The sequence below is a fragment of the Alcanivorax sp. 97CO-5 genome (genome assembly GCF_000524665.1).
GTDB classification, from domain to species: domain Bacteria; phylum Pseudomonadota; class Gammaproteobacteria; order Pseudomonadales; family Alcanivoracaceae; genus Alcanivorax; species Alcanivorax borkumensis.
The window spans coordinates 325,728-347,045 of record NZ_KI965877.1 but is presented as its reverse complement, the minus strand read 5'-3'; the positions used below and the strand labels follow the sequence as shown (position 1 = coordinate 347,045).

The following is a 21,318-nucleotide window of genomic DNA, read 5'->3' as shown; positions in this document are numbered from 1 at the left end:
AACCCCACTATGCGTAAAAAAATCCGTATTTTTGGACTGTTGGTTGTCCTACTGATAGTCGCTGTTCCTGTGGCGGGGGCCTGGGTCAGTAGTTATCTACATCGCCCGTTACCGATTTCTGAAACATTTACCGTGGAGGTGACTAAAGGGGCGGGGCTGAGCCGTGTGCTCTACAACCTCAAACGTGACGGTATTCTGGGTGAGGGGGTTGACGCCCGGTGCCGTCGAGTGGGTGCGCGAATTTATTCTGCTTTCACCGGCATGGATGGGCGCATGCACATGGGCGAGTATCAACTCAAACCCGGTGATTCGTTATTGTCGTTGTTGGAAAAAATGGATCGGGGCGATGTACTGCAACGTAGTCTGACGTTAGTCGAAGGCTGGAATTTCCGAGAATTGCGAGCCCGGTTGGCTGCCCTGGAAACCCTGGAACATCGACTGAAAGGGCTGACTGACGAACAAGTCATGGCGAAACTCGGTCGCCCTGATTTACATCCAGAAGGCTGGTTTGCACCGGAAACCTATTTTTATACCCGTGGCACATCAGACCTGACTATCCTGGCCAGGGCACTGGAGCGGCAGGAGCGTATTCTGGACGCCGCTTGGCAGCAACGGGCCAAGGATTTGCCTTTGCAAACACCATATGAAGCGCTGATTATGGCGTCCATCGTTGAACGGGAAACCGGTGTCCCAGAAGAACGATCTGAAATTGCAGGCGTTTTTACCAACCGTTTGAATAAGGGTATGCGCTTGCAAACTGACCCCACCGTGATTTACGGCATGGGTGAAGCCTATAACGGAAATATTCGCCGCTCGGACCTGCGTCGTGCGACACCTTACAATACCTATGTGATTGATGGCCTGCCGCCCACCCCTATTGCCATGCCCGGTCATGAAGCGATTTTGGCGGCAGTAAAGCCGGCGACAACCGAGTCGCTGTATTTTGTCGCTCGCGGTGATGGCAGCCACTATTTTTCCAAGACCCTGGCGGAACATCGAAGAGCGGTGCGCGAATATCAATTACGACGCCGGGAAGGATACCGGTCTTCGCCGGGAGGAGGGCAATGAGTGGTCGCTTTATTACCCTAGAAGGCGGAGAGGGTGCAGGTAAGAGTAGCAACCTCGTTTGGTTGGCAGAGGCGCTTCGGGCCGAGGGTAAGACGGTGATGGTAAGCCGAGAGCCCGGAGGCACAGCCCTGGCTGAATCGATTCGCGAAGTGCTGCTGGCACCCAGTAACGAAGTCATGGCTGACGATACCGAATTACTGCTGGTCTTTGCTGCACGGGCGCAGCATTTGGAGCAGAAGATTCGTCCGGCACTAGCGCGCGGCGAATGGGTCTTGTGTGATCGATTTGTGGATGCCACCTGGGCTTACCAGGGAGCAGGGCGGGGACTAGATAGCGCCGCCATTGCTGCACTGGAGGCCCTCGTTATTCGAGATACCCGTCCAGACATGACTATACTGTTCGATGTGCCGGTGGAGGTGGGCATGGCGCGCGCGGGCAAGCGTGCCGCACTGGACCGCATTGAACAGGAGGATCGAGCTTTTTTTGATCGCATCCGCCAGTGTTACCTGGCTCGGGCAGCCCAGGAGCCCAATCGGTTTCGCACGGTAGACGCTAGCCAGCCGCTGGAATCAGTACAGCAACAACTAGCCCGGATTGTTGAGGAGATGCAGGCATGGCCGTAACCGGTGCAAAAGTTCAGGTCCCTTGCCCTTGGCACAGCGATGCTATGGCGCAGCTGCTTGATCAACACGCCCGGGGGCGGCTGCCCCATGCCCTGTTGCTAAGCGGTCCGAAAGGCATTGGTAAATTGCGGCTGGCGGAGTCTTTGGCGCAAACTTTATTATGTGAAAAACCCTCCGCTGGCTTGCCCTGTGGTCATTGCCAAGGTTGCCAGCTCAGCACGGTAGGCACCCATCCAGATTTGTATCGACTTAGCCCGGAAGAAAAAAGCAAAACCATCAAGATTGACCAGGTGCGCAAGTTGGTAGCATTTGCCACCCGTACTGCGCAATACAGTGGTTATCGTGTGGCGATTATTTCCCCCGCTGAAGCCCTTAACCGCAACGCCCAGAATGCGTTGCTGAAAACCCTCGAAGAGCCTGGAACACAAACCCTATTGTTGCTGGTTAGCGACCAACCAACCCTGCTGTTGCCAACCATTCGTAGCCGTTGTCAGCAACGTATCTTGCCCTTACCGGTAAAGGAACATGCGTTACAGTGGCTGCAGTCGCAAGTGGGAGAAAGCGCGGCCTCGTTACTGGATGCCGCTCAGGGGGCGCCTTTGCGGGCACTGGCTCTTGAGCAAGCGGAGTGGTTCGCCGATCGGACCCGTTTGCTGGATACCCTAGTCAGGGTGGCAGAAGGGCGCCAATCGGTAGCGCAGGCCTCCCCGGTGCTGGCCAAGCATGACCCCACGGAAATGGCTAGTGTGATTTACGGATGGCTATCGCGGAGTTTGAATCAACGTTTTTCTGGTCAGCAGAGCGCCGATGCCTTGCTGGCGCCGCTGCTAGAGCGCCTTAATAAGGCTGTGCCTCCGGCTCGTCTGTTACGGGCCGCCCAGCGTGTGCTGGAAGGTCGCCGCGCCTTGTTGTCTGGAGCCAACCCCAATAAGGAGCTGCTCTACGAGCAGTGGTTGTTGGTGTTGGTGGGCGTTGACGCTGCGGCGGCGGCGCACTAACCTTGATTATAGATTAATAATAATTTCGTAAGGGGTTGGTTCATGAAGATGCCGGTAGGTCGCAATGGCATTCTGTCGCTTTCCATCAAAGATAAAGCGGTGCTGTATTCGGCTTACATGCCGTTCATTACCAACGGCGGTTTGTTTATTCCCACTGAAAAGCAATACACGTTAGGGGAAGAGATCTTCCTGCTACTGAACATTATGGATGAAGCCGATAAGATTCCAGTGGCTGGCAAGGTCGTGTGGATCACCCCCAAAGGGGCTCAAGGGAACCGTAGTGCGGGGATCGGTGTGCAATTCTCCGATCAGGACGATACCGCCCGCGTTACCATCGAGAATCATCTGGCCGGTTCACTGGAATCGGATCGTCCTACGTATACCATGTGAGAGGCTGACTCGTATTGCGCTGCGTGCAACAACGCAAGCGTGTTGGGTTCTGGCTGTCAAATAAGAAGGCCGCCTCTTTTTTAGGACGCGGCCTTCTGTATTTCAGATGCGATCATTTTAGCCGGTGCTGTGTGTGCCGCGTGGTGTGTGCTGGGCGCTCCCTACGCTACAATGCCTGCGTTTTTAACGTTGGAGCTTGTTGTGATTGCTACCTCTTTTGTGGATTCCCATTGTCATTTAGATCGTCTGAATCTTGACGCCCATGATGGCGACTTCGCGGCGATGATGGCGGCCACCGCGCAGGCTAGGATCAGCCACATGCTGTGCATCGGTGTGGATCTAGAAACCTTTCCGCAAGTGCAGGCGCTGGCTGAACAATATGACAATGTTTTTGCCAGCGTCGGGGTGCATCCACTTTACAAGGAATCCCGTGAGCCCGTTGTAGAGGAGCTGATTGAGCGTGGGGCCCACCCCAAGGTTGTCGCTATTGGCGAAACCGGGCTGGATTACTTCTATGCAAAGGAAGAGCGAGAGTGGCAGCAGCGCTATTTTATTGCCCATATTCAGGCTGCTCGTGAAACCGGCCTGCCTTTGGTTGTGCACACGCGCGGCGCCAAGGAGGATACCTTGGCGCTGTTGCGCGAGCACGGTAGGGGGGAAGTTCGCGGCGTGCTCCACTGCTTCACTGAAGACCTGGACATGGCCCGACAGGCCATAGAGCTGGGTTTCTACATTTCCATTTCTGGGATTGTCACGTTTCGCAATGCGCAGGCCCTGCGGGAGACCGTGAGGCAGTTACCTCTGGAGCGTTTATTGATCGAAACCGATTCCCCCTGGCTCGCTCCAGTTCCTTTTCGTGGCAAGCCCAATGAGCCGCGCTATGTGGTTCAGGTGGCTGAATGTGTGGCAGCACTGCAGGGGATCAGTGTGGATGCTCTGGCGGCGGCCACCACGAATAACTTCTTTTCTCTGTTCAACAAGGCACAAGCATGAACCTGTATGCAATGCTGGCGCTGGCAGCGCTAGGTGGTGGTGTAGTGGCAGCGTTGCTTGTGGCGTTGCTGGAGCGGCGCCGAGCGGCTGCGCGTGAAGCCGTATTGCTGGCCGAGAAAAATGCTCTGAGCGAGCCGCTGGCCCAGGTACCGCTGCTCAAGCAGCAGCTACAAGAACAGCAACAACGGCAGCAGCACACGGACGCACAGCTACAGCAGTTGGGAGCCGATAAGGCCCGGCTGGAAGAACGGCTGGCTGGGCAGCAGGAAAAGTTGGCCTTCTCCGAGCAAAGCCGAAATCAGCTGAAGCAGGAGTTTGAGAACCTGTCCGGGAAAGTACTGGAGCAGCGCGGCAAGCAATTACAGGAGCAACACCAGCAGGGCCTTGATGGCATGCTCAAACCGTTCCGTGAGCAGCTGGCGGATTTTCGCCGTCGGGTGGATCAAATTCACAGCGACGAAACCCGTGCTCAGGCATCCCTGATCGAACAGTTGGGCCATTTGAAAAGCCTTAATCAGCAGATGCATGAAGATGCGCGCAATCTCACCGACGCCTTAAAAGGCCAGTCCAAGACCCAGGGTAATTGGGGTGAGATGATTTTGGAGCGAGTGCTAGAGTCTTCCGGCCTGACCCGGGGCCGTGAATACGAAACCCAGGTTACGTTGAAGGATGAGAGCGGCCAGCGACGGCTGCCGGATGCTATTGTGCACCTGCCGGAAAATAAGGATGTGGTGATCGACGCGAAAGTATCGTTGGTGGCCTATGAGCGGCTTTCTTCTGCCTCTACGGCGGAGGAGCGCGAACAGGCATTACGCGACCATCTGGCCTCCCTACGCAGTCATATTAAAGGCTTAGATGCGAAGGATTACAGCGGTCTGGAAGGTATTCGGAGCCTGGATTTTGTGCTGCTTTTTATTCCCATTGAGGGAGCGTTCATGGTGGCCATGGAGCAAGATCATCGCCTTTATTCTGACGCCTTTTCTCGCAACATAGTATTGGTTAGTCCAACTACGTTATTGGTAACGTTGCGCACGATCCAGAATATTTGGCGTTATGAGTACCAAAACGAGAATGCGTTAGATATCGCTGATCGTGCCGGGAAAATTTGTGATCAGGTGTCGCTGATTGGCGATTCCATGGATGATCTCGGTGACAAAATCGGTAAGGCACAATCTGCGTGGGATACCACTTTTAAGCGTCTCAGTAGTGGCCGTGGCAACCTATATCGCCAGGCGCAACAACTCAAAGAGCTGGGGGCAAAAGCGCGTAGAGCGTTACCCGCCCCCGCTGATGAACAGCAAGGGGAATCATAAGAAAAAAGGCTCATCAGTCCGTCAGAATGCACGGAAAGTACGATATTTCTGCTCAATATAAAAGGTATTGCACATAAAATAAGTGCATTTCAATTATTTTATGTCTGATAGGGTGTGTCGCTTAAGACGACAAAATATAGGGTAAAGTGACGACTTTGATAATCAAAAATAATAGTTATCTAGTGCCATAGTGCTGGTTTAATAATATTAGAACTACGTCACAGGTAATGAAAACGCCTTAGTTAGTATGAGTCTTGTAACTCAATCTAACTAAAGGTGGTTCTATGTGTCGTTTGATGTTCGCCCTACTATTGGTAATGGGTTTGGCACAAGCGGTATCGGCGCTTGACGCTCAACCTCGTATTATCGGGGGACAGGATGTAGTAACAGTCCGGCCGTGGATGGCCGAAGTGGAAGTTAGCCTATCTGGAAACTCCGCCTATGCTGCCACGCTGTGTGGTGGAACGTTGGTTGCTCCGGGCTGGGTGTTGACGGCCGCACACTGTGTGGTAACTCCCAGCGGCACCACCTTGCAACCCAGTCAATTGTTTGTGGCGCTGGGAAGCCTAGATCGAACAGAGGCAAACCCTCCTGAGCGTTTGTCTGTTTCAGCGGTGCGAGTCCATCCGAACTATCGTGCGGTTACCTTTCACAATGATTTGGCATTGCTACGGTTGTCTTCTGACAGTCAGGCCACCCCGCTTAATTTGGCTAAACCCCAGACGGTTTCTGCGCTGGCACGCGGAAGTCATGACGAAGCGCTGCAGATAACGGGTTGGGGTTCCACCTCTCCCAGCGGCAATGGCCTTTCCAACTCCCTGCGTGAAGCTAGTGTGGATTATGTGCCAAACAGTACTTGCGCCAACCAGTGGGGGAACCTAACCGGTAATCAAATCTGCGCGGGTGAAATGAATCCCTTGAATGTCGCACAGGACACCTGTCGTGGGGATAGTGGTGGACCGCTAGTTTATGGTGAGCTTGGGCAACAATGGCTGGTTGGGATTACTAGCTACGGCCACGAACGGTGCGCCACCGCCGGCATTCCAGCGGTATATACCCGAGTGGATCGCTACTTGGATTGGCTTGAGCAAACCACTTTGGGAAGTCTTGTTGACCTTGAGCTCACCGGTGAAGCCGTTGACACCTACACTAATCCGGGTGCATCTACCACGCTGCATACTCGCATCGCTAACACCAGCCAGCAAACACGAGCCGGTAATGTGGGCCTGCGAATTGCACACAAAAATGGACTGACAGTGCGTGTCCCTGGGCTGACCTGTGTCGCTAATATCGGCTATACCGACTGTCTCGGTAATACTGATCTGGCTTTGGGGCAAGAAAGTGCCACTTACAGTATTACCCTCAGCGCCAGTAATCGCTGGTCAGACGACATCCGTATTGATCCGATTAGTAGTACTTCTCATGACTACTTCTCTAGCTTGGGCGAAAACCTGAAATTGGTTTTCAGCGATGAGCCGGATGTGGTGCTTAGCCTGACCACTCAGCGTGGCAGTGATGACCTGGTGCGTGTTAATGCCCAGGTGACCAATGTGGCGACTCACCAAACAGCCGCGCGGGTGCGTGTGAGTTTTGCTCTTCCCTCCGGGTGGAGTACGGCGCAATTGCCGGAGAATTGTTTCGGCACGAACTCGGTGCAATGTGCTCTAGGTGATATGGCTCCTGGCGAAAAGGCCTCTCAGCAATTACTACTAGAAGGTCAGGGTAACGAGAACCTGTGGGTGCGGGTGTGGACCGATAATGGCGACTATCCGGCGAACGATAACACCGCTAGTACTCAACCGGCGCAGGCGCGTAAAGCGTCCAGCGGTGGAAGTGCCGGAGGAAGTGCTGGTGGCAGTGGTGGTGGTGGCGGGAGTCTGTCCTGGTGGTTACTGGCGCTGTTAACCGTGGTTTCCGTTCGTCGGCTCCACTAGTGTCAGGTGGCGTTGGCGCTCTGGCGCCAGCGCGCCCTGATTGCCTTTCCAAGGAAGAGCATCAATCCCTTTGGGGATAGCATTTATCTGGAAAGGCGCCTTGATAATCTCAAAATAGGGGGAGTGGTCGAAGTCTGCAGCGGTAATGGCGCGAGGTTGCAGCCTGAGCAAGCGGGCAGTGGGCTCGCTTTCCTTTACCAACGGCATTACCGGGAACTGCACAAAGCTGAAAGCATCTGCCACCACGGTACCGCTGAGGGCTTTGACCAGTTCACCGGCCCAGCGGCGGAACAGCCTGGCACGCCAACGCAGGGGCAGCAAGCGCCAAGGCAGCAGAGCCATCATGGCTAGCGCCCCCCAGGATTGGGTGCTGCCGACGCCAATACGGCTGATGGCGTAGCGCAGGACATCCTGAGCTTCATTGTCGCTCAGGCCCTGAGCCCGGCATACGCGAATATGGCGGCCTTCTAGTGATGACAAGGGTTCCACGATCAGCCCTCTTTCTAGGCGGGCGTCAATGACCAATTGGGTATCCGGTTCGCAGGGAGTGTAATCCGCTAACAGCGCACGCAGGGAAGGGTCCGCCACATCGTGCAGCCGCCCAATGTAGAGCACTGCGCGAGCATAGCGACTATCGCCAATCACCTTGAAAGTTCGGTCTACGGTGCTATGACCGGCAACAAGTAGCACATCACAAGACCTCAGTACCGTGCGCAGGCTTCCCAAATCAGCACTGGGCTGGCCACTGAACTGTTCATCACGCTGCAAGCGGCGGCAGATCCATTGATAAAAGGCCAGCTGTCGGTTCATGTGTGAGGCTCCGGTATCCATAACGAGGCACGTACGAGTTTCAGGAGCTTACAGCAGGTCCAGAGCTTGGTCGATGACCGAATTGGTCGTGTAGAAGTGTGGTGATAAGCGAACGCCGCCACCCCGCTCAGCACAAACGACTCCGCCATTTTTCAGGCGTTGAAAGGTCTCGTTGGGGGCTTCGTGTGGCAAGCGGAAGGTCACAATGCCAGCCCGGCGTTCCCTGGCAGTGGGGCTGAGCAATGTGGCCCCTTTACTATGTAATCCATCAATCAGTCGCTGTACCCGTTGCTGCAGCGCGTTAGCTACCACATCCATCCCGGTGTCTTGAAGTAACGAAAGGGAGGCATTCAGGGCATGGGCGCCAAGCATGTTTGGGCTGCCGCATTCAAAGCGTTTGGCGGTGATGGCGGGTTGCCAGTCCTTGCGGGTGTAATTGCCCGGATCAGTCACCATATGCCAGCCGTGCTGGCGCAGGGTCAGTTGGTCCTGGACTGCCTGGCGACAGTAGAATAGGGCGAGCCCTTCCGGGCCAAGCATCCACTTGTGGCCATCGGCTACCACGAAATCGGCTTGTACCCGCTCTGCAGAAAACGGCAATGCGCCGAGTATCTGGATGGCGTCCACACAGAATAATGTCCCTTGTGCTCGGCAGGCGGCGCCGATGGGGGCCATGTCCATCAGCAGGCCTGAGCCATACTGGACCGCCGACAGTGACACCAGGCGGGTACGCGGCCCCATGGCGTCAATGACATTCTGTTCCGGGTTGTCGCCCTCCAGATTCACTTCAATCACGTCTACGCCTTGGTTGGCTAGGGCCTGCCAGGGAATGCGGTTGGACGGAAATTCTTGATCGCTGATGATGATTTGGTCACCGGTGTGCCATTCAAGACCTTGGGCGATAACAGATAGCCCCTCGGAAGTGTTCTTCAGCAGGCCGATTTCGTCGATATGGACGCCTCCCACTAGCCAGGCCAAACGCTCACGCAACTGCTGCTCTACTTTTAGCCAGAGTGGATAATCCCGGGCGCCAATGTGTACGTTCTGCCGTGCAAACTCGCTCACCGCCGCTTGAGTGCGCAGAGGCCAGGGCGCTACAGCCGCGTGGTTCAAGTAGAGCAAGCCGTCCTGCTGGGGGAATTGTGTTGCAATGTCCAGTGGAGAGCGGTCTGTATGGGCCATGTTGCCTCCATGTGTTGGGGGAAGGTGGGTAGGGGAGCGGTGATGTACACCATGACGCTATGCTAACCGGCGTTGGGTTTCCATGAACAGCATAGCCACCTTGTGTTTTGAGAGGTTGCAGTGGGCTTAGCGGATAGGCGCGCAAAAGGGAATACGTTAGAATTGCGACTGTTCAGTCCGCTACGGAGGTGGACGCAAGGAGAAAAAGATGGGTGATCTGGAAAAAGCCACGCGTAAAGCACAGGAATTTCGTCAGCGAGAACGTGAAATTCTCGATGCCGCTCTGGCCCTTTTTCTGGAAGAAGGCGAAGACCGAGTAACCGTGGAAATGATTGCGGACCGGGTAGGTATCGGCAAAGGAACCATCTACAAGCATTTTGAAACCAAGAACGAAATTTACCTGTTGCTGATGCTGCGCTACGAAGAAGACTTGGCAGGGGTCTTTCAAAAGATTTCCGATGTCGATAATAAGGAAACGTTAGCCCGGGAGTATTTTCGTTTCCGGATATCTGATCCTAAGCGATACCAGTTGTTTGATCGGTTGGAAAACAAGGTGATCAAGGACCACGCGCTGCCGGAGTTGGTGGAGAAACTACACAGCATCCGCAAAGCCAACTTTGCTCGGCTCACCGAGATTGTGAAGGCGAGAATGGAAGAAGGGTCGCTGGAAGAGGTGCCGGCCATCTATCACATTTGCTCTGCTTGGGCGCTGGCCCATGGTGCGGCGGCATTGATGGAATCACCGTTTTATCAAAAACTGATTGATGACAAGGATGATTTTCTCGACTTCCTTATTGAAATTGGTATTCGTATGGGGAACAAAGGGCAGCGAGGTCCGCGATGAAACAAGCCGAGGCGCTGCTTACGTTACTGGAAAAAGCGGCCGATGATGAAACCGGCCTGCCGCCGGTGCATCAATGGAACCCGGAACGTCATGCGGACATCGACATGCGTATCGCCCGGGACGGCACTTGGTTTTATCAAGATTCACCCATTGAGCGGCCCAGAATGGTGGCGCTTTTTTCAACTATTCTGTTGCGCGAAAAAGACGATTATTTTCTGATTACCCCGGTGGAAAAGTTACGTATTCAGGTCGATGATGCGCCGTTTGTTGCGACGCAAGTGCAGCAAGTAGAAGAAGGTGGCACCACAAAATTAGTGTTTACCACCAATGTGGGCAGCCATGTGGTTGCCGGAGACGACCATCCCCTCTGGGTTAACACCGATAGCGAGACCGGTGAGCCTTCCCCTTACCTGTGTGTGCGTGACAATCTGACGGCATTGATTGGGCGTTCAGCGTTTTATCAGTTGGTCGATTGGGCCGAGCAACAGGGCGATATCCTGCAAGTACGCAGCAACGGTAAAACGTTCGCTCTGGGTAGCTTGGCAGATTAACCGCTGACCTCTCGTGTAAACATTATCGGGTGAGCCCCGTAGCCAAATCTGATTACACCCCACTCTTGACTGATCAGCGTAGTGTTACGCTGATCAGCAACAGCACAGCCAGTACGATTACGGCGCCTTTCCACATTCTTAATTGCTGGGTGTTAGTGTCTGCCACAGGTTTATTGCTACGAACGGGGCGGCGCAGAGCATCGCGAAATTCTGCTGCATCGGTAAAGCGGAGCTTAGGCTGCCGTTGTAGCGCAAGTTCTAGCACGTTGTTGATCCATAGCGGGATAAACGCGTTATGGCTTTGCAATGGAGGAAGGGGCAGGTGTGAGGCTTTTTCATAGCGACCTTGCCAAGGCAGGGTGCCCGTCAGCATTTCATGAATGATCACCGCGATGGAGAATAGATCGCTTTGCTCGCTTGGAGCTTCGCCTTCTGCCAGTTCTGGCGCGCTGTAATGCAGGGTGCCTAAAGGAATACTGGCGGCAGTTTGTTCCATTCCACGACAATGGCAGCTACCAAAGTCCACAATGCGCACCAATCCAGTAGTGTCTACCATAATGTTATCTGGCTTCAGGTCACCATGAATCACATCGGCACGGTGTAGGGCACGCACCCCGTTGAGCAGTTGATCTGCTAAATATAGTTTTTCTTCAACCGGTGCGTCCGGGTGTTCCCTGAGCCACTGTTGCAGTGTCACACCGTCGATAAATTCCAGGTGTTGGTAAAGGCAGGACGTATTTTCGGGTAGCGGCAAGGCGTGTAATAAATGCGGGTTGCGTAGCCGGTTACCCACCCAGCCTTCCATGACGAAGCGTTCCAGTGCATCACGATCATCTTCCAGATTGATCGATGGCGTTTTCAGTACCGAGGCGTTGCCTTTCTTATCTTCCACCAGATAAAGGTGGCTGCGTACGCTGGCGTAAAGCTCACGCTTTACTGTAAAGCCGTCAATTTTAATGCCGGGGGAAAGCGGAGGGGGGAGTGGCAGGCTACCACGTTGTTTCAGCGCTTCATCGGCGCTGGCGTCCGGTAGCCCGTCAACATGTATTACCTGACAGCTTACGTTATCGTCGCTGCCGTTAGCCAACGCAGCTTGCACCAACGTTTTGGCAGCAAGTTCTGGTTGGTTGGTTTCGCGCAAAATGTTTTGCATCCGTGAACGGGCCAAGAAACCGTGTAAACCATCGCTGGACAAGAGATAAATATCGCCCACCTGTAAATCTACACTGCTGTAGTCCACGTCCAGACGAGTATCTCCTCCCATGGCGCGGGTGAGCACTTGCCGGTTTGCGCCGATTCGGCGGCTGTGATCGCGAGTCAGGCATTCTAGCCTGTTGTGACGCATGCGCCATACGCGGGAATCGCCAACCTGAAAAATGTGCGCGGTGCGCGAGCGTAAAATCAGCAAAGAAAGTGTACAGAGATGGCTGTCGCCAGCCAGTGTCTGGCGACATAACCAACGGTTCAGGGCTTCCAGTACACGTTGCGCAGAGCGCGGTACGCTCCATAACGATGGAGTGGCGTAGTAATCATTGATAAAACCCAGCACGCAGGACTCTGCTGCCTCTCGAGCGGCACCGGCACTGGATAGGCCGTCTGCCAGGGCTGCGACAATGCCTTTGGTGCGCAGCAGTGACCCTTCCGGTACCTGCATAGCCAAGGCATCTTGGTTGTGCAGCTTGGGGCCGCTGTCACTGAATTGCCCGATCCGTACGCGGGGGTGCAACTCGGGTTCGACCATGGTGTCGGCGTTGCCAGCGGGGCCGGTGGACACTTCCATTCTTGTGCTCCTATACCGATAGCGTGTTGTGAGCGGTGGTCCGAGCAAACAGGAGTTCCCGCGTGCCCGGACTCAAAGGGTGTCATCAACTCACTTTGATGAGCTGCACTTCGCCTTTTTCATCAATTTCTGCAATGTGACCTTTGGGTTCATCTAGGAATTGTACGGCGGCCAAGGCAACGGCGGCACTGGCGGCAATGACCAGAAAGAAAGTAGACGGTTCCACGAAGGTCAGCACGGTAAGGAAAATCACCGCACCCGCATTGCCATAGGCGCCTACCATGCCGGCAATTTGGCCGGTGAGGCGACGTTTAATTAACGGTACGGTGGCGAAGACCGCGCCTTCGCCAGCTTGAACGAAGAAGGAACAGCACATGGTGGCAATAACGGCTAGGGCGATGGGCCAGGTGCCGGAGATCTGGCTCATCAGGCCATAACCTACCATCAACCCGCACAACAGGATGGCCAAAGACTTTTTGCGGCCGAATTTGTCCGATACCCAGCCGCCGCCGGGCCGTGCAACCAGATTCATGAACGCATAACCGGATGCCAGCAGGCCAGCGGTAACCGCAGACAAGCTGAACGTATCACTGAAGAAAAGCGGCAGCATGGAAACCACCGCTAGTTCAGAGCCAAATGTCACCATGTAAGACAGGTCGAGAATGGCCACTTGTTTGAAACTGTAGCGATCGTGCTCGGCAACGCCTTCTTTCAAGTGGTCGCGATTCACGCGCCAGGCTTGGCCTAACTGCACAATCGCAAGGCTGATAATCAACGCCGCCAGTAGAATTTGGGTAGTCCCCCCGAACAGATCAAGATTGGTTGGCCCAAGGCGCCAGACAATAACCAGCAGGGCAATATAAAGTGGCAGGCTCATCAAGAGATAAAAGAACAGATCTTTTCGCGTGCTGACTTCAAGAGCGCTGGCTTTCTTGGGTTTGAAGTAGGAGGAGCCAGCGGGAGTATTGCGGGCGAACCACAGGAAAAAGATACCGTATAGCATTGCTACCGCACCGGTGCTGGCAACGGCCCAGCGCCAGCCGTTTTCGCCCCCAAAAAGCATGGCGATGGTTGGTAAAGTAATCGCTGCTGCTGCAGAACCAAAGTTACCCCAGCCGCCATAAACGCCTTCTGCTAGGCCGACTTCCCGGGCAGGAAACCATTCACTAATCAGGCGAATGCCGACCACAAAGCCAGCGCCAACAAAGCCCATAAGCAAACGTGTAACGGCCAGTTGTTCAAAGGTAGTGGATAGGGCGAATGCCCAGCAGGGGAAGGCCGCCAGTATCAGCAGCAGACCAAACACCCGGCGTGGCCCGAAGCGATCGACCAGGGAGCCAATAACCACCCGGGCCGGGATGGTCAATGCCACGTTAAGGATCAACAATGCTTTGACCTGTTCCGCGCTCAAGTCGAAAGCCTCGCGAAGGTGCCCCATTAATGGGGCGTGGGAAAACCACACCACAAAGGTAATAAAGAAGGCAACCCAGCTTAGGTGCAGTAACCGTATACGAGGCTGGGACAGGTTCAATAGATTCAGGTTTTGAGCGCTCATGAAATCTCCATGCATGGGCGATTAACGATAAGAGAGCCTGAGCAACTCCTGTGCCATGTGCTTAAGTTCATGTTTTTAATAGAGTATTTCTTGGTAGAGAGAGGCGATTAGAAAATATGTGCGCAAAAGGGGAGCGTTTTTGGGTCAATACGGTGCACAAGAAAGTGCCTTTTTCTCGTGCACCGGCGCATTAAAAGAAAGCAGGGCTTTTGTTATTACTTGATAAAAAAGGAAATAACCTTATTTATTTCAATGGGTTAGTTAGTTGGCATAAGGCTTGCTGTAGTGGTGGTGTCAGTTACGCACCGCGAGGGTGAGCCTTATGGCAAAGCAACAACTTCTTCTGATCGGCCACGGGATGGTCGGACAACGTTATCTAGAGTCTCTGGTAGCCCTGGGTGGCCGAGAGCACTTTGATATTACGGTACTGTGTGCCGAGCCGCTGCCGGCCTATGACCGAGTAGGGCTGACCAGTTATTTTTCCGGCAAGACCGCCGACGACCTGTCGCTAGTGCCGGAAGGGTTTTTCGAAGAGCACGGCATCACGCTGAAACTTAACACCAAGGTCAACGCGATTGATCGCGCGGGCAAAACGGTCACCACCAATACGGGTGAAACCCTGCCTTACGACAAGGTCGTGCTGGCCACCGGCTCCTATCCTTTCATCCCGCCGATTCCCGGCAACGACCGCGACAACTGCTTTGTGTACCGCACCATTGATGACCTGGATGCCATGATTGCTGCCAGCAAGAACGGCAAGGTGGGCGCCGTGGTCGGTGGAGGGTTGCTGGGTTTAGAAGCGGCTAAGGCGCTTCATGACTTGGGGCTTGAAACGCATGTGGTGGAATTCGCTCCCCGGCTGATGGCGGTGCAAGTGGATGATTTTGGCGGCGGCTTGCTGAAAGACAAGATTCAGGAGCTGGGTGTCACCGTGCACACTAGCACCGGTACACAAGATATTGTCGACGGTGAAACCTGCACTCATCGAATGAACTTCGGTGACGACAAGTATTTGGAAACCGATGTCATTGTTTTCTCCGCCGGGATCCGTCCTCAGGACGAATTGGGCAGGGCTTGTGAGCTGGCCATCGGCGAGCGCGGCGGCATTGTGGTCAATAACCAATGTGTCACTTCCGACGAGCATATTTATGCGATCGGTGAAGTGGCGCTATGGGAAGGGCGCATTTTCGGGCTGGTGGCGCCGGGTTACCAGATGGCAGAAGTGGCCGCAGAACATCTGATAGGAAAAGCAGAAAAGCAGTTTGCCGGTGCGGACATGAGCACCAAGCTGAAGCTGATGGGCGTGGATGTGGCATCCATCGGAGATGCTCACGGCAGCACGCCGGGCTGCCGCAGTACCGTGTTTATGGATCAAACCGCGGGTATCTACAAAAAAGCGGTGATCAGCGCGTGTGGCAAGAAACTGTTGGGTGCGGTGTTGGTGGGTGATGCTGCCGATTACGGTAACTTGTTGCAACTTTGCCTGAATGAAATGGACTTGCCCGGTGATCCGGCGGCCCTGGTGGCACCGGTGTCGGACGGCGCGCCTCTGCTGGGCGCCGATGCATTGCCCGATTCGGCGCAGATTTGTTCCTGTAATAACGTCTCCAAGGGCGACCTGTGTGCGGCCATCGACGATGGCGCCCAGACCGTGGGTGACTTGAAAGCTTGCACCAAGGCATCGGCTACCTGTGGGGGTTGCTCCGCGCTGGTGAAACAGGTGCTGGATAGTGAGCTGGAAAAACGCGGTGTGGAAGTGAACAACCATCTCTGCGAACACTTTCCGTATTCCCGTCAAGAAATCTATCACCTGGTACGCGTCGGCCAGATCACCACTTTTGATGCCTTTCTGGAAGCCCATGGTAGCGGCGATGGTTGTGACATCTGTAAACCGACCGTGGCCAACGTGCTGGCTTCCTGCTGGAACGACTGGGTGCTCAACAAACCCCATGCTGGCCTGCAGGACACCAATGATTACTTCCTTGGCAACATGCAGCGCGACGGCACGTATTCCATTGTGCCCCGGGTGGCCGGCGGTGAAATCACGCCGGACAAACTGATTGTGCTGGGCGAGGTGGCCAAGCAATACGATCTCTATACCAAGATTACGGGTGGCCAGCGGGTGGACTTGTTCGGTGCCCGTGTGGAGCAGCTGCCGGAAATCTGGAAGATTTTGGTCGATGCCGGTTTTGAAACTGGGCACGCCTACGGTAAATCCCTGCGCACGGTGAAGTCCTGTGTGGGCTCTACCTGGTGTCGTTATGGGGTGAAAGATTCCGTGGGCACCGCTATTCAAGTGGAGGACCGCTACAAAGGCCTGCGTAGCCCGCACAAGATCAAAATGGCGGTGAGTGGCTGTACCCGCGAATGTGCAGAAGCTCAGAGCAAAGACGTGGGCGTAATTGCCACGGAGAAAGGCTGGAACCTGTATGTGTGCGGTAACGGGGGTATGCGCCCGCGCCATGCGGATCTGTTTGCCTCCGATCTCACCGATGAACAGCTGATTAAAACCATTGATCGTTTCTTGATGTTCTACATCAAAACAGCGGATCGTTTGCAGCGCACCAGTGTCTGGCTGGAAAACTTAGAAGGCGGGTTGGATTACCTGAAAGACGTGATCCTCAACGATTCCTTGGGCATGGGCGATGAGCTTGAAGCACAGATGCAACACGTGATCGAGACATACCAGTGTGAGTGGAAGTCCACCATCGAAAATCCCGAAGCGGTGAAACGTTTCAATCACTTTATCAATGATACCGCTGAAGCGGATGACAACCTGACCTACGTGCGTGAACGTGGCCAGCGACGTCCCGCCTACGAGCATGAACGTATCGAGCTGGTTGAGGAGGCGTAAGCCATGAACAATGCAGTAGCGGTTGAATGGAAAACAATCTGCAGCGTCGACGATGTGTTGCCCGGCACCGGAGTGGGAGTACGCCTGGCCACGGGGCAGGCGGCACTCTTTCGTACTAGGGACGGAAAGTTCTATGCGCTAGACAACATGGACCCGTTTAGCCATGCCAACGTGATTAGCCGGGGCCTGCTGGGCTCGCTGGGTGACAAACGGGTGGTTGCCTCACCCCTCTATAAGCAGCACTTCGATTTGGAAACCGGGCAGTGCATCGAAGACGACAGCGTCAAGCTTAAGGTCTATCCGGTGCGCGTGGTCGGTGATGTGATTGAGCTGGCCACCTCGGCCTGAAGCGAATCGAGAGGGTGATGCAGTAATGAAACGACTGGTTGTAGTGGGTAACGGTATGGCGGCTTGCCGCTTACTGGAAGAGCTGACCCGCCTGGCACCGGATCTGTATCAGATCACGGTGGTGGGGGATGAGCCCTTTGCCGGCTATAACCGGGTCATGTTGTCCCCCCTGTTGGGTGGTAGCACGGATGAAAATACTATTACCACGCATCCTCACCAGTGGTATCGGGAGCGGAGTATTCGCCTGATCACCGGCACCCCCGTCGTGGCCATTCACCGCGGCCGCCGCCAGGTGGAAACCGCCGCCGGGCACGTGCTCGATTATGACCGGCTATTGCTGGCCACAGGGGCGGGGCCACGCCAGTTACCGGTGGACGGCGTTGGTTTGAAAGGCGTTGTCAGTTTTCGTGATCTGTATGACGTTCGACGCTTGTTATCGCTTTCGGCGGCACGGGTGGTGGTGGTCGGCGGCGGTTTTTTAGGGCTGGAAGCGGCAGACGCTTTGGTGAAGCAGGGGCACGACGTCACCTTGGTACACAGCCGCGGGCACCTGCTCAACCAGCAGCTGGATGAGGCGGCTGGCCATCGCCTGCAGAAGGACCTGGAAGCCCGCGGGATCAAGTTCGTGATGCACGCGCGTACCCAGTCAATTGAAGGTTGTTCTGTTCAAAAAAAAGAGGATAAAAAAGGCTCAAGCAGCTACAGCTCCGACCGTGTGGCCGCAGTGCATCTGGCGGATGGCCAGCGTTTGCCGGCGGATTATGTGGTCCAGGCGGTGGGCATTGTGCCGCGGGCAGAGCTGGCCGCTCAGGCTGGCCTGACCGTAAATCAGGGAGTGCGAGTTGACGATACCCTGCAGACCTTTGATCCGGCCATCTACGCTATTGGTGAGTGTGTGGAGCACCGTGAACGTACCTTTGGCTTGGTTGCTCCGCTGTATGAACAGGCCTCGGTCTGCGCTAGCCACTTGGCGGAAATGGGTCATCGTCGTTATCTCTACGCCGACTCTGCCACCCGGCTGAAAATTTCCGGTATCGACCTGGTGTCCTGCGGGGATTTTCTCGGCGAGAAAAGGAATGAAATCGAACAGGGTGAGACACTGCAATTGAGCTTGCCTGACAGTTATCGCCGCTTGCAAATTCGCGATAACCGTGTGGTCGGCATGGTTCTGTATGGCGATGTGTCTGACGCCCCGTTTTTCGAAACGTTATGGCGTGATAGCACTGATATTAGCGCCCTGCGCGAAACCCTGTTGCTGGGTGAGGCGTTCTGCAAGCGCCCCGGTGACAAGGGTGATAATGCAGAGGGAGTGGCGGCGTGAAGGCGGAAGTGGCAGCCGGCAATGTCGGAGAAAACCGTGCAGGAAAACATATGGCAAAAAACACCGAACGGCCCATTTGTACCACCTGCCCGTATTGTGGTGTGGGTTGTGGTATCAGCACCGATGGCACGTCCCTGAAAGGCGATACCTTGCACCCGGCCAATGCCGGTAGGCTTTGTGTCAAAGGTTCTTCTGTGCTGGAAACCTTGGGAGACCAGGATCGTCTGCTCAATCCAGAAGTGGAGGGCGATGTGGTGTCCTGGGATCAGGCACTGGATGAGGTCGCTGGGCGGTTCCGGCGTATTGTGGACGAACACGGCCCCGATGCGGTGGCCTTTTATGTGTCCGGCCAGCTGTTGACCGAAGATTATTACGTGGCCAACAAGCTGATGAAGGGCTACATCGGCAGCGCCAATATCGATACCAATTCCCGGCTGTGCATGAGCAGTGCGGTGGTTGCCCACAAGCGCGCTTTCGGTGAAGACGTGGTGCCCGGTTGCTACGAGGACCTGGAGCTGGCGGACCTGGTCATCCTGACCGGTTCCAATACGGCATGGGCGCACCCTATTGTGTACCAGCGCATTGCTGCGGCGAAACAGGCGCGCCCGGAAATGAAAGTGGTGGTGATCGACCCCCGCCGCACGGCCACCTGTGACTTGGCTGATCTGCACCTGGCCATTCGTCCCGGGCAGGACGTGCCCTTATTCAATGGTTTGCTCACCTGGCTCGACGATAACAATGCATTGGATCAAGGGTACATTGACGCCCATACCGAAGGGTTTGAGTCCACACTGGATACAGCCCGCAGCCAGGGCAATGACTGGGCATCGTTGGCCACGCACATGGGCGTGAGCAAGGTGGATCTGACCACCTTCTATCACTGGTTTGCTGCCTGCGACCGCACCGTAACCGTCTTTTCTCAGGGCGTGAATCAGGCCCGCAACGGCTCGGATCAGGGCAATGCCATCATCAATGCGCATCTGGCCACTGGCCGGGTTGGCAAGCCTGGCGCCAGCCCCTTTTCCATCACCGGCCAGCCCAACGCCATGGGCGGCCGGGAAGTGGGAGGCCTCGCGAATCAGTTGGCGGTGCATCTGGATATCGATAACCCAGCACACCACGCGGCGGTGGCCGATTTCTGGCAGGCGCCGGCATTGGCCAAAGAGAATGGCCTCACCGCAGTGGATCTTTTTCAGGCGGTGGCCAGCGGTAAAGTGAAAGCAGTATGGATTATGGCTACCAACCCGGTGGATTCCTTGCCGGAAGCGGATAAAGTACGCCAAGCCCTAATGGCCTGCGACACCGTGGTGGTGTCCGATTGCGTGGCCAGCGGTGACACCCTGGCCTGTGCGGATATTCGTTTGCCCGCGCTGGGCTGGGGTGAGAAATCCGGCATGGTCACCAACTCTGAGCGGTGCATGTCGCGCCAGCGCCCGTTTGTTACTGCTCCCGGCCAGGCCCGCGCAGACTGGTGGATTATTACCCAAGTTGCCCAGCGCATGGGGTTTGCCGATGCCTTTCCCTACCAGCATGAGCACGAAATTTTTGCCGAGTTCTCGGCGCTTACCGCACTGGCGGGCCAATTTGGCAAACGGCTGGATCTGACCGCCGCTGCGGACCTGACCGCCGACCAATATGCTCAGTGGCAACCACAGCAGTGGCCACTCAATAGTGGCCCTCGATGCTATGGCGATGGCCGCTTTTCTACTGCCAGTGAGCGCGCCCGTTTCATTGCCTGCGAGAATCCGCCGGTGCGCGTCATTGGCGATGCCTTCCCGATTATCCTCAATAGCGGGCGGATCCGAGACCAGTGGCACACCATGACGCGCACCGGCCGTGCCGGGCGTTTGTTTGCCCACCTTAGCGAGCCCTTTGCGGCCTTGCATCCCAAGGATATTGAGCGTTACCGACTGCAGGAGGGGGGCTTTGTACGCCTGACCAGCCGTGTCGGTGATGCCCTCGTGCGGGTGACCCGCGACACCGGGCAGCGGCCGGGTACCGCGTTCATGCCCATGCACTGGACCGATCAATTTTCTCGCCGCGCTCGGGTGGATGCCCTCGTGCCGGCACGTTTAGATCCGCATTCCGGCCAGCCAGCGTTCAAGCATACGCCGGTTAATGTCAGCGACTGGCAACCCCGTTGGCATGGCTGGTTGTTCACGGCGGCGTCTCCACCCGCTGTGGAGTACTGGGCCCGCGTTCCTGTAGATGCATTTTTGCAGGCGGGCCAAGTACAGCGTTATCGGCTGGCCGGCGATGCGGACCTAACCGAACAACAGCTCCACGACTGGTTGCCCCAGGCCGCGCAGTGGCTGGCGCTCAACGATCCTGCCACGGGCCATTACCGGCGTGCCGCGCTGGACAAGGATGGCCGTTTACTGGCCTGGCTGGCGATTGGCGAAACCCTGCCGCTGTGCGATGTGGATTGGTTGGCCGACTGTTTTACGCAGGGCGCCGATATTCAACACATGACCATTCTCGCTGGGCAACCTGCCGATGCTGGCCCAGACCTGGGGCCGGTTATCTGTAGCTGTTTTCAGGTCCGCCAGAAGACCATTGAGGGCGCTGTGGAGGAGGGTGCCGACTGTGTGGAGGCCATTGGTCAATGCTGCCAGGCAGGCACCAATTGTGGCTCCTGCATTCCGGAACTGCGCGGCCTATTGGAAACGTGTACCACATGAGGGTTATTTGGCTGCCTGCGCGAGTGAGGTTGTAACGTAGGCGTTTATTTCGCATCTTAATATCTGATTCGAA

Annotated in this window: 17 protein-coding genes; 13 read left to right on the top strand and 4 right to left on the bottom strand. The window is 55.6% G+C overall.

Features of this window, described 5'->3' with window-relative positions; genetic code table 11:
* Positions 1-9 precede the first annotated feature (9 nt).
* The 7 genes from mltG to Y017_RS01540 all read left to right on the top strand — a co-directional run bounded on the left by mltG (position 10) and on the right by Y017_RS01540 (position 7,319).
* A complete protein-coding gene (mltG, locus tag Y017_RS01570; protein WP_011588356.1) occupies positions 10-1,068 on the top strand; it encodes an endolytic transglycosylase MltG in 1,059 nt (352 codons plus the stop codon).
* The gene (gene tmk / locus Y017_RS01565; protein ID WP_035458429.1) at positions 1,065-1,691 is read left to right on the top strand and encodes a dTMP kinase; all 627 of its coding nucleotides are present in this window, start codon (positions 1,065-1,067) and stop codon (positions 1,689-1,691) included. The genes mltG and tmk overlap by 4 nt, the downstream gene beginning before the upstream one ends.
* The gene (locus tag Y017_RS01560) at positions 1,682-2,689 is read left to right on the top strand and encodes a DNA polymerase III subunit delta' (protein WP_035458427.1); all 1,008 of its coding nucleotides are present in this window, start codon (positions 1,682-1,684) and stop codon (positions 2,687-2,689) included. Before tmk ends, Y017_RS01560 begins: the two co-directional genes overlap by 10 nt.
* Before the next feature lie 42 nt (positions 2,690-2,731).
* Positions 2,732-3,079: a PilZ domain-containing protein gene (locus tag Y017_RS01555; RefSeq protein ID WP_011588359.1), complete on the top strand. Its 348-nt coding sequence runs from the start codon at positions 2,732-2,734 to the stop codon at positions 3,077-3,079.
* Between the two features lie 171 nt (positions 3,080-3,250).
* The gene (locus tag Y017_RS01550) at positions 3,251-4,072 is read left to right on the top strand and encodes a TatD family hydrolase (protein WP_011588360.1); all 822 of its coding nucleotides are present in this window, start codon (positions 3,251-3,253) and stop codon (positions 4,070-4,072) included.
* Positions 4,069-5,385 (top strand): DNA recombination protein RmuC, encoded by a 1,317-nt coding sequence (locus tag Y017_RS01545; protein WP_035458423.1) that lies wholly within the window; start codon positions 4,069-4,071, stop codon positions 5,383-5,385. The genes Y017_RS01550 and Y017_RS01545 overlap by 4 nt, the downstream gene beginning before the upstream one ends.
* Before the next feature lie 284 nt (positions 5,386-5,669).
* On the top strand, positions 5,670-7,319 hold the full coding sequence (locus Y017_RS01540; protein WP_035458420.1) for a serine protease: 1,650 nt from the start codon (positions 5,670-5,672) through the stop codon (positions 7,317-7,319).
* On the opposite strand, the gene Y017_RS01535 is transcribed toward Y017_RS01540, so the two are convergent.
* Positions 7,287-8,129, bottom strand: a complete 843-nt coding sequence (locus tag Y017_RS01535; protein ID WP_035458417.1) for a hypothetical protein — start codon at positions 8,127-8,129, stop codon at positions 7,287-7,289. The genes Y017_RS01540 and Y017_RS01535 overlap by 33 nt on opposite strands.
* A gap of 48 nt (positions 8,130-8,177) precedes the next feature.
* A complete protein-coding gene (locus Y017_RS01530; RefSeq protein WP_011588364.1) occupies positions 8,178-9,311 on the bottom strand; it encodes an aminotransferase class V-fold PLP-dependent enzyme in 1,134 nt (377 codons plus the stop codon).
* Positions 9,312-9,519: 208 nt separating this feature from the next.
* Between Y017_RS01530 and Y017_RS01525 the strand changes: the two genes are divergently transcribed.
* Together Y017_RS01525 and Y017_RS01520 are read left to right on the top strand one after the other, a co-directional pair.
* Positions 9,520-10,155 (top strand): TetR/AcrR family transcriptional regulator, encoded by a 636-nt coding sequence (locus tag Y017_RS01525; RefSeq protein ID WP_011588365.1) that lies wholly within the window; start codon positions 9,520-9,522, stop codon positions 10,153-10,155.
* Positions 10,152-10,706 (top strand): DUF1285 domain-containing protein, encoded by a 555-nt coding sequence (locus tag Y017_RS01520; protein ID WP_035458413.1) that lies wholly within the window; start codon positions 10,152-10,154, stop codon positions 10,704-10,706. Before Y017_RS01525 ends, Y017_RS01520 begins: the two co-directional genes overlap by 4 nt.
* Before the next feature lie 73 nt (positions 10,707-10,779).
* Here Y017_RS01520 and Y017_RS01515 read toward each other — a convergent pair whose 3' ends face one another.
* Complete coding sequence (locus tag Y017_RS01515) at positions 10,780-12,486, bottom strand: bifunctional protein-serine/threonine kinase/phosphatase (protein ID WP_011588367.1); 1,707 nt, start codon at positions 12,484-12,486, stop codon at positions 10,780-10,782.
* Positions 12,487-12,571: 85 nt separating this feature from the next.
* Positions 12,572-14,041, bottom strand: coding sequence for a NarK family nitrate/nitrite MFS transporter (locus Y017_RS01510; protein WP_035458410.1), 1,470 nt, complete (start codon positions 14,039-14,041; stop codon positions 12,572-12,574).
* A gap of 322 nt (positions 14,042-14,363) precedes the next feature.
* Here Y017_RS01510 and nirB point away from each other — a divergent pair, with 322 nt between their 5' ends.
* From nirB to Y017_RS01490, 4 genes are read left to right on the top strand one after another with little or no spacing between them, the layout of a single operon-like run.
* Positions 14,364-16,895, top strand: coding sequence for a nitrite reductase large subunit NirB (gene nirB, locus Y017_RS01505; RefSeq protein ID WP_011588369.1), 2,532 nt, complete (start codon positions 14,364-14,366; stop codon positions 16,893-16,895).
* 3 nt (positions 16,896-16,898) lie between these two features.
* Positions 16,899-17,243, top strand: coding sequence for a nitrite reductase small subunit NirD (nirD, locus tag Y017_RS01500; protein WP_011588370.1), 345 nt, complete (start codon positions 16,899-16,901; stop codon positions 17,241-17,243).
* A 25-nt stretch (positions 17,244-17,268) separates the two neighbouring features.
* The gene (locus tag Y017_RS01495; RefSeq protein ID WP_011588371.1) at positions 17,269-18,564 is read left to right on the top strand and encodes an NAD(P)/FAD-dependent oxidoreductase; all 1,296 of its coding nucleotides are present in this window, start codon (positions 17,269-17,271) and stop codon (positions 18,562-18,564) included.
* Between the two features lie 50 nt (positions 18,565-18,614).
* Positions 18,615-21,245, top strand: a complete 2,631-nt coding sequence (locus Y017_RS01490) for a nitrate reductase (RefSeq protein ID WP_035458719.1) — start codon at positions 18,615-18,617, stop codon at positions 21,243-21,245.
* The last annotated feature ends 73 nt before the right edge of the window (positions 21,246-21,318 follow it).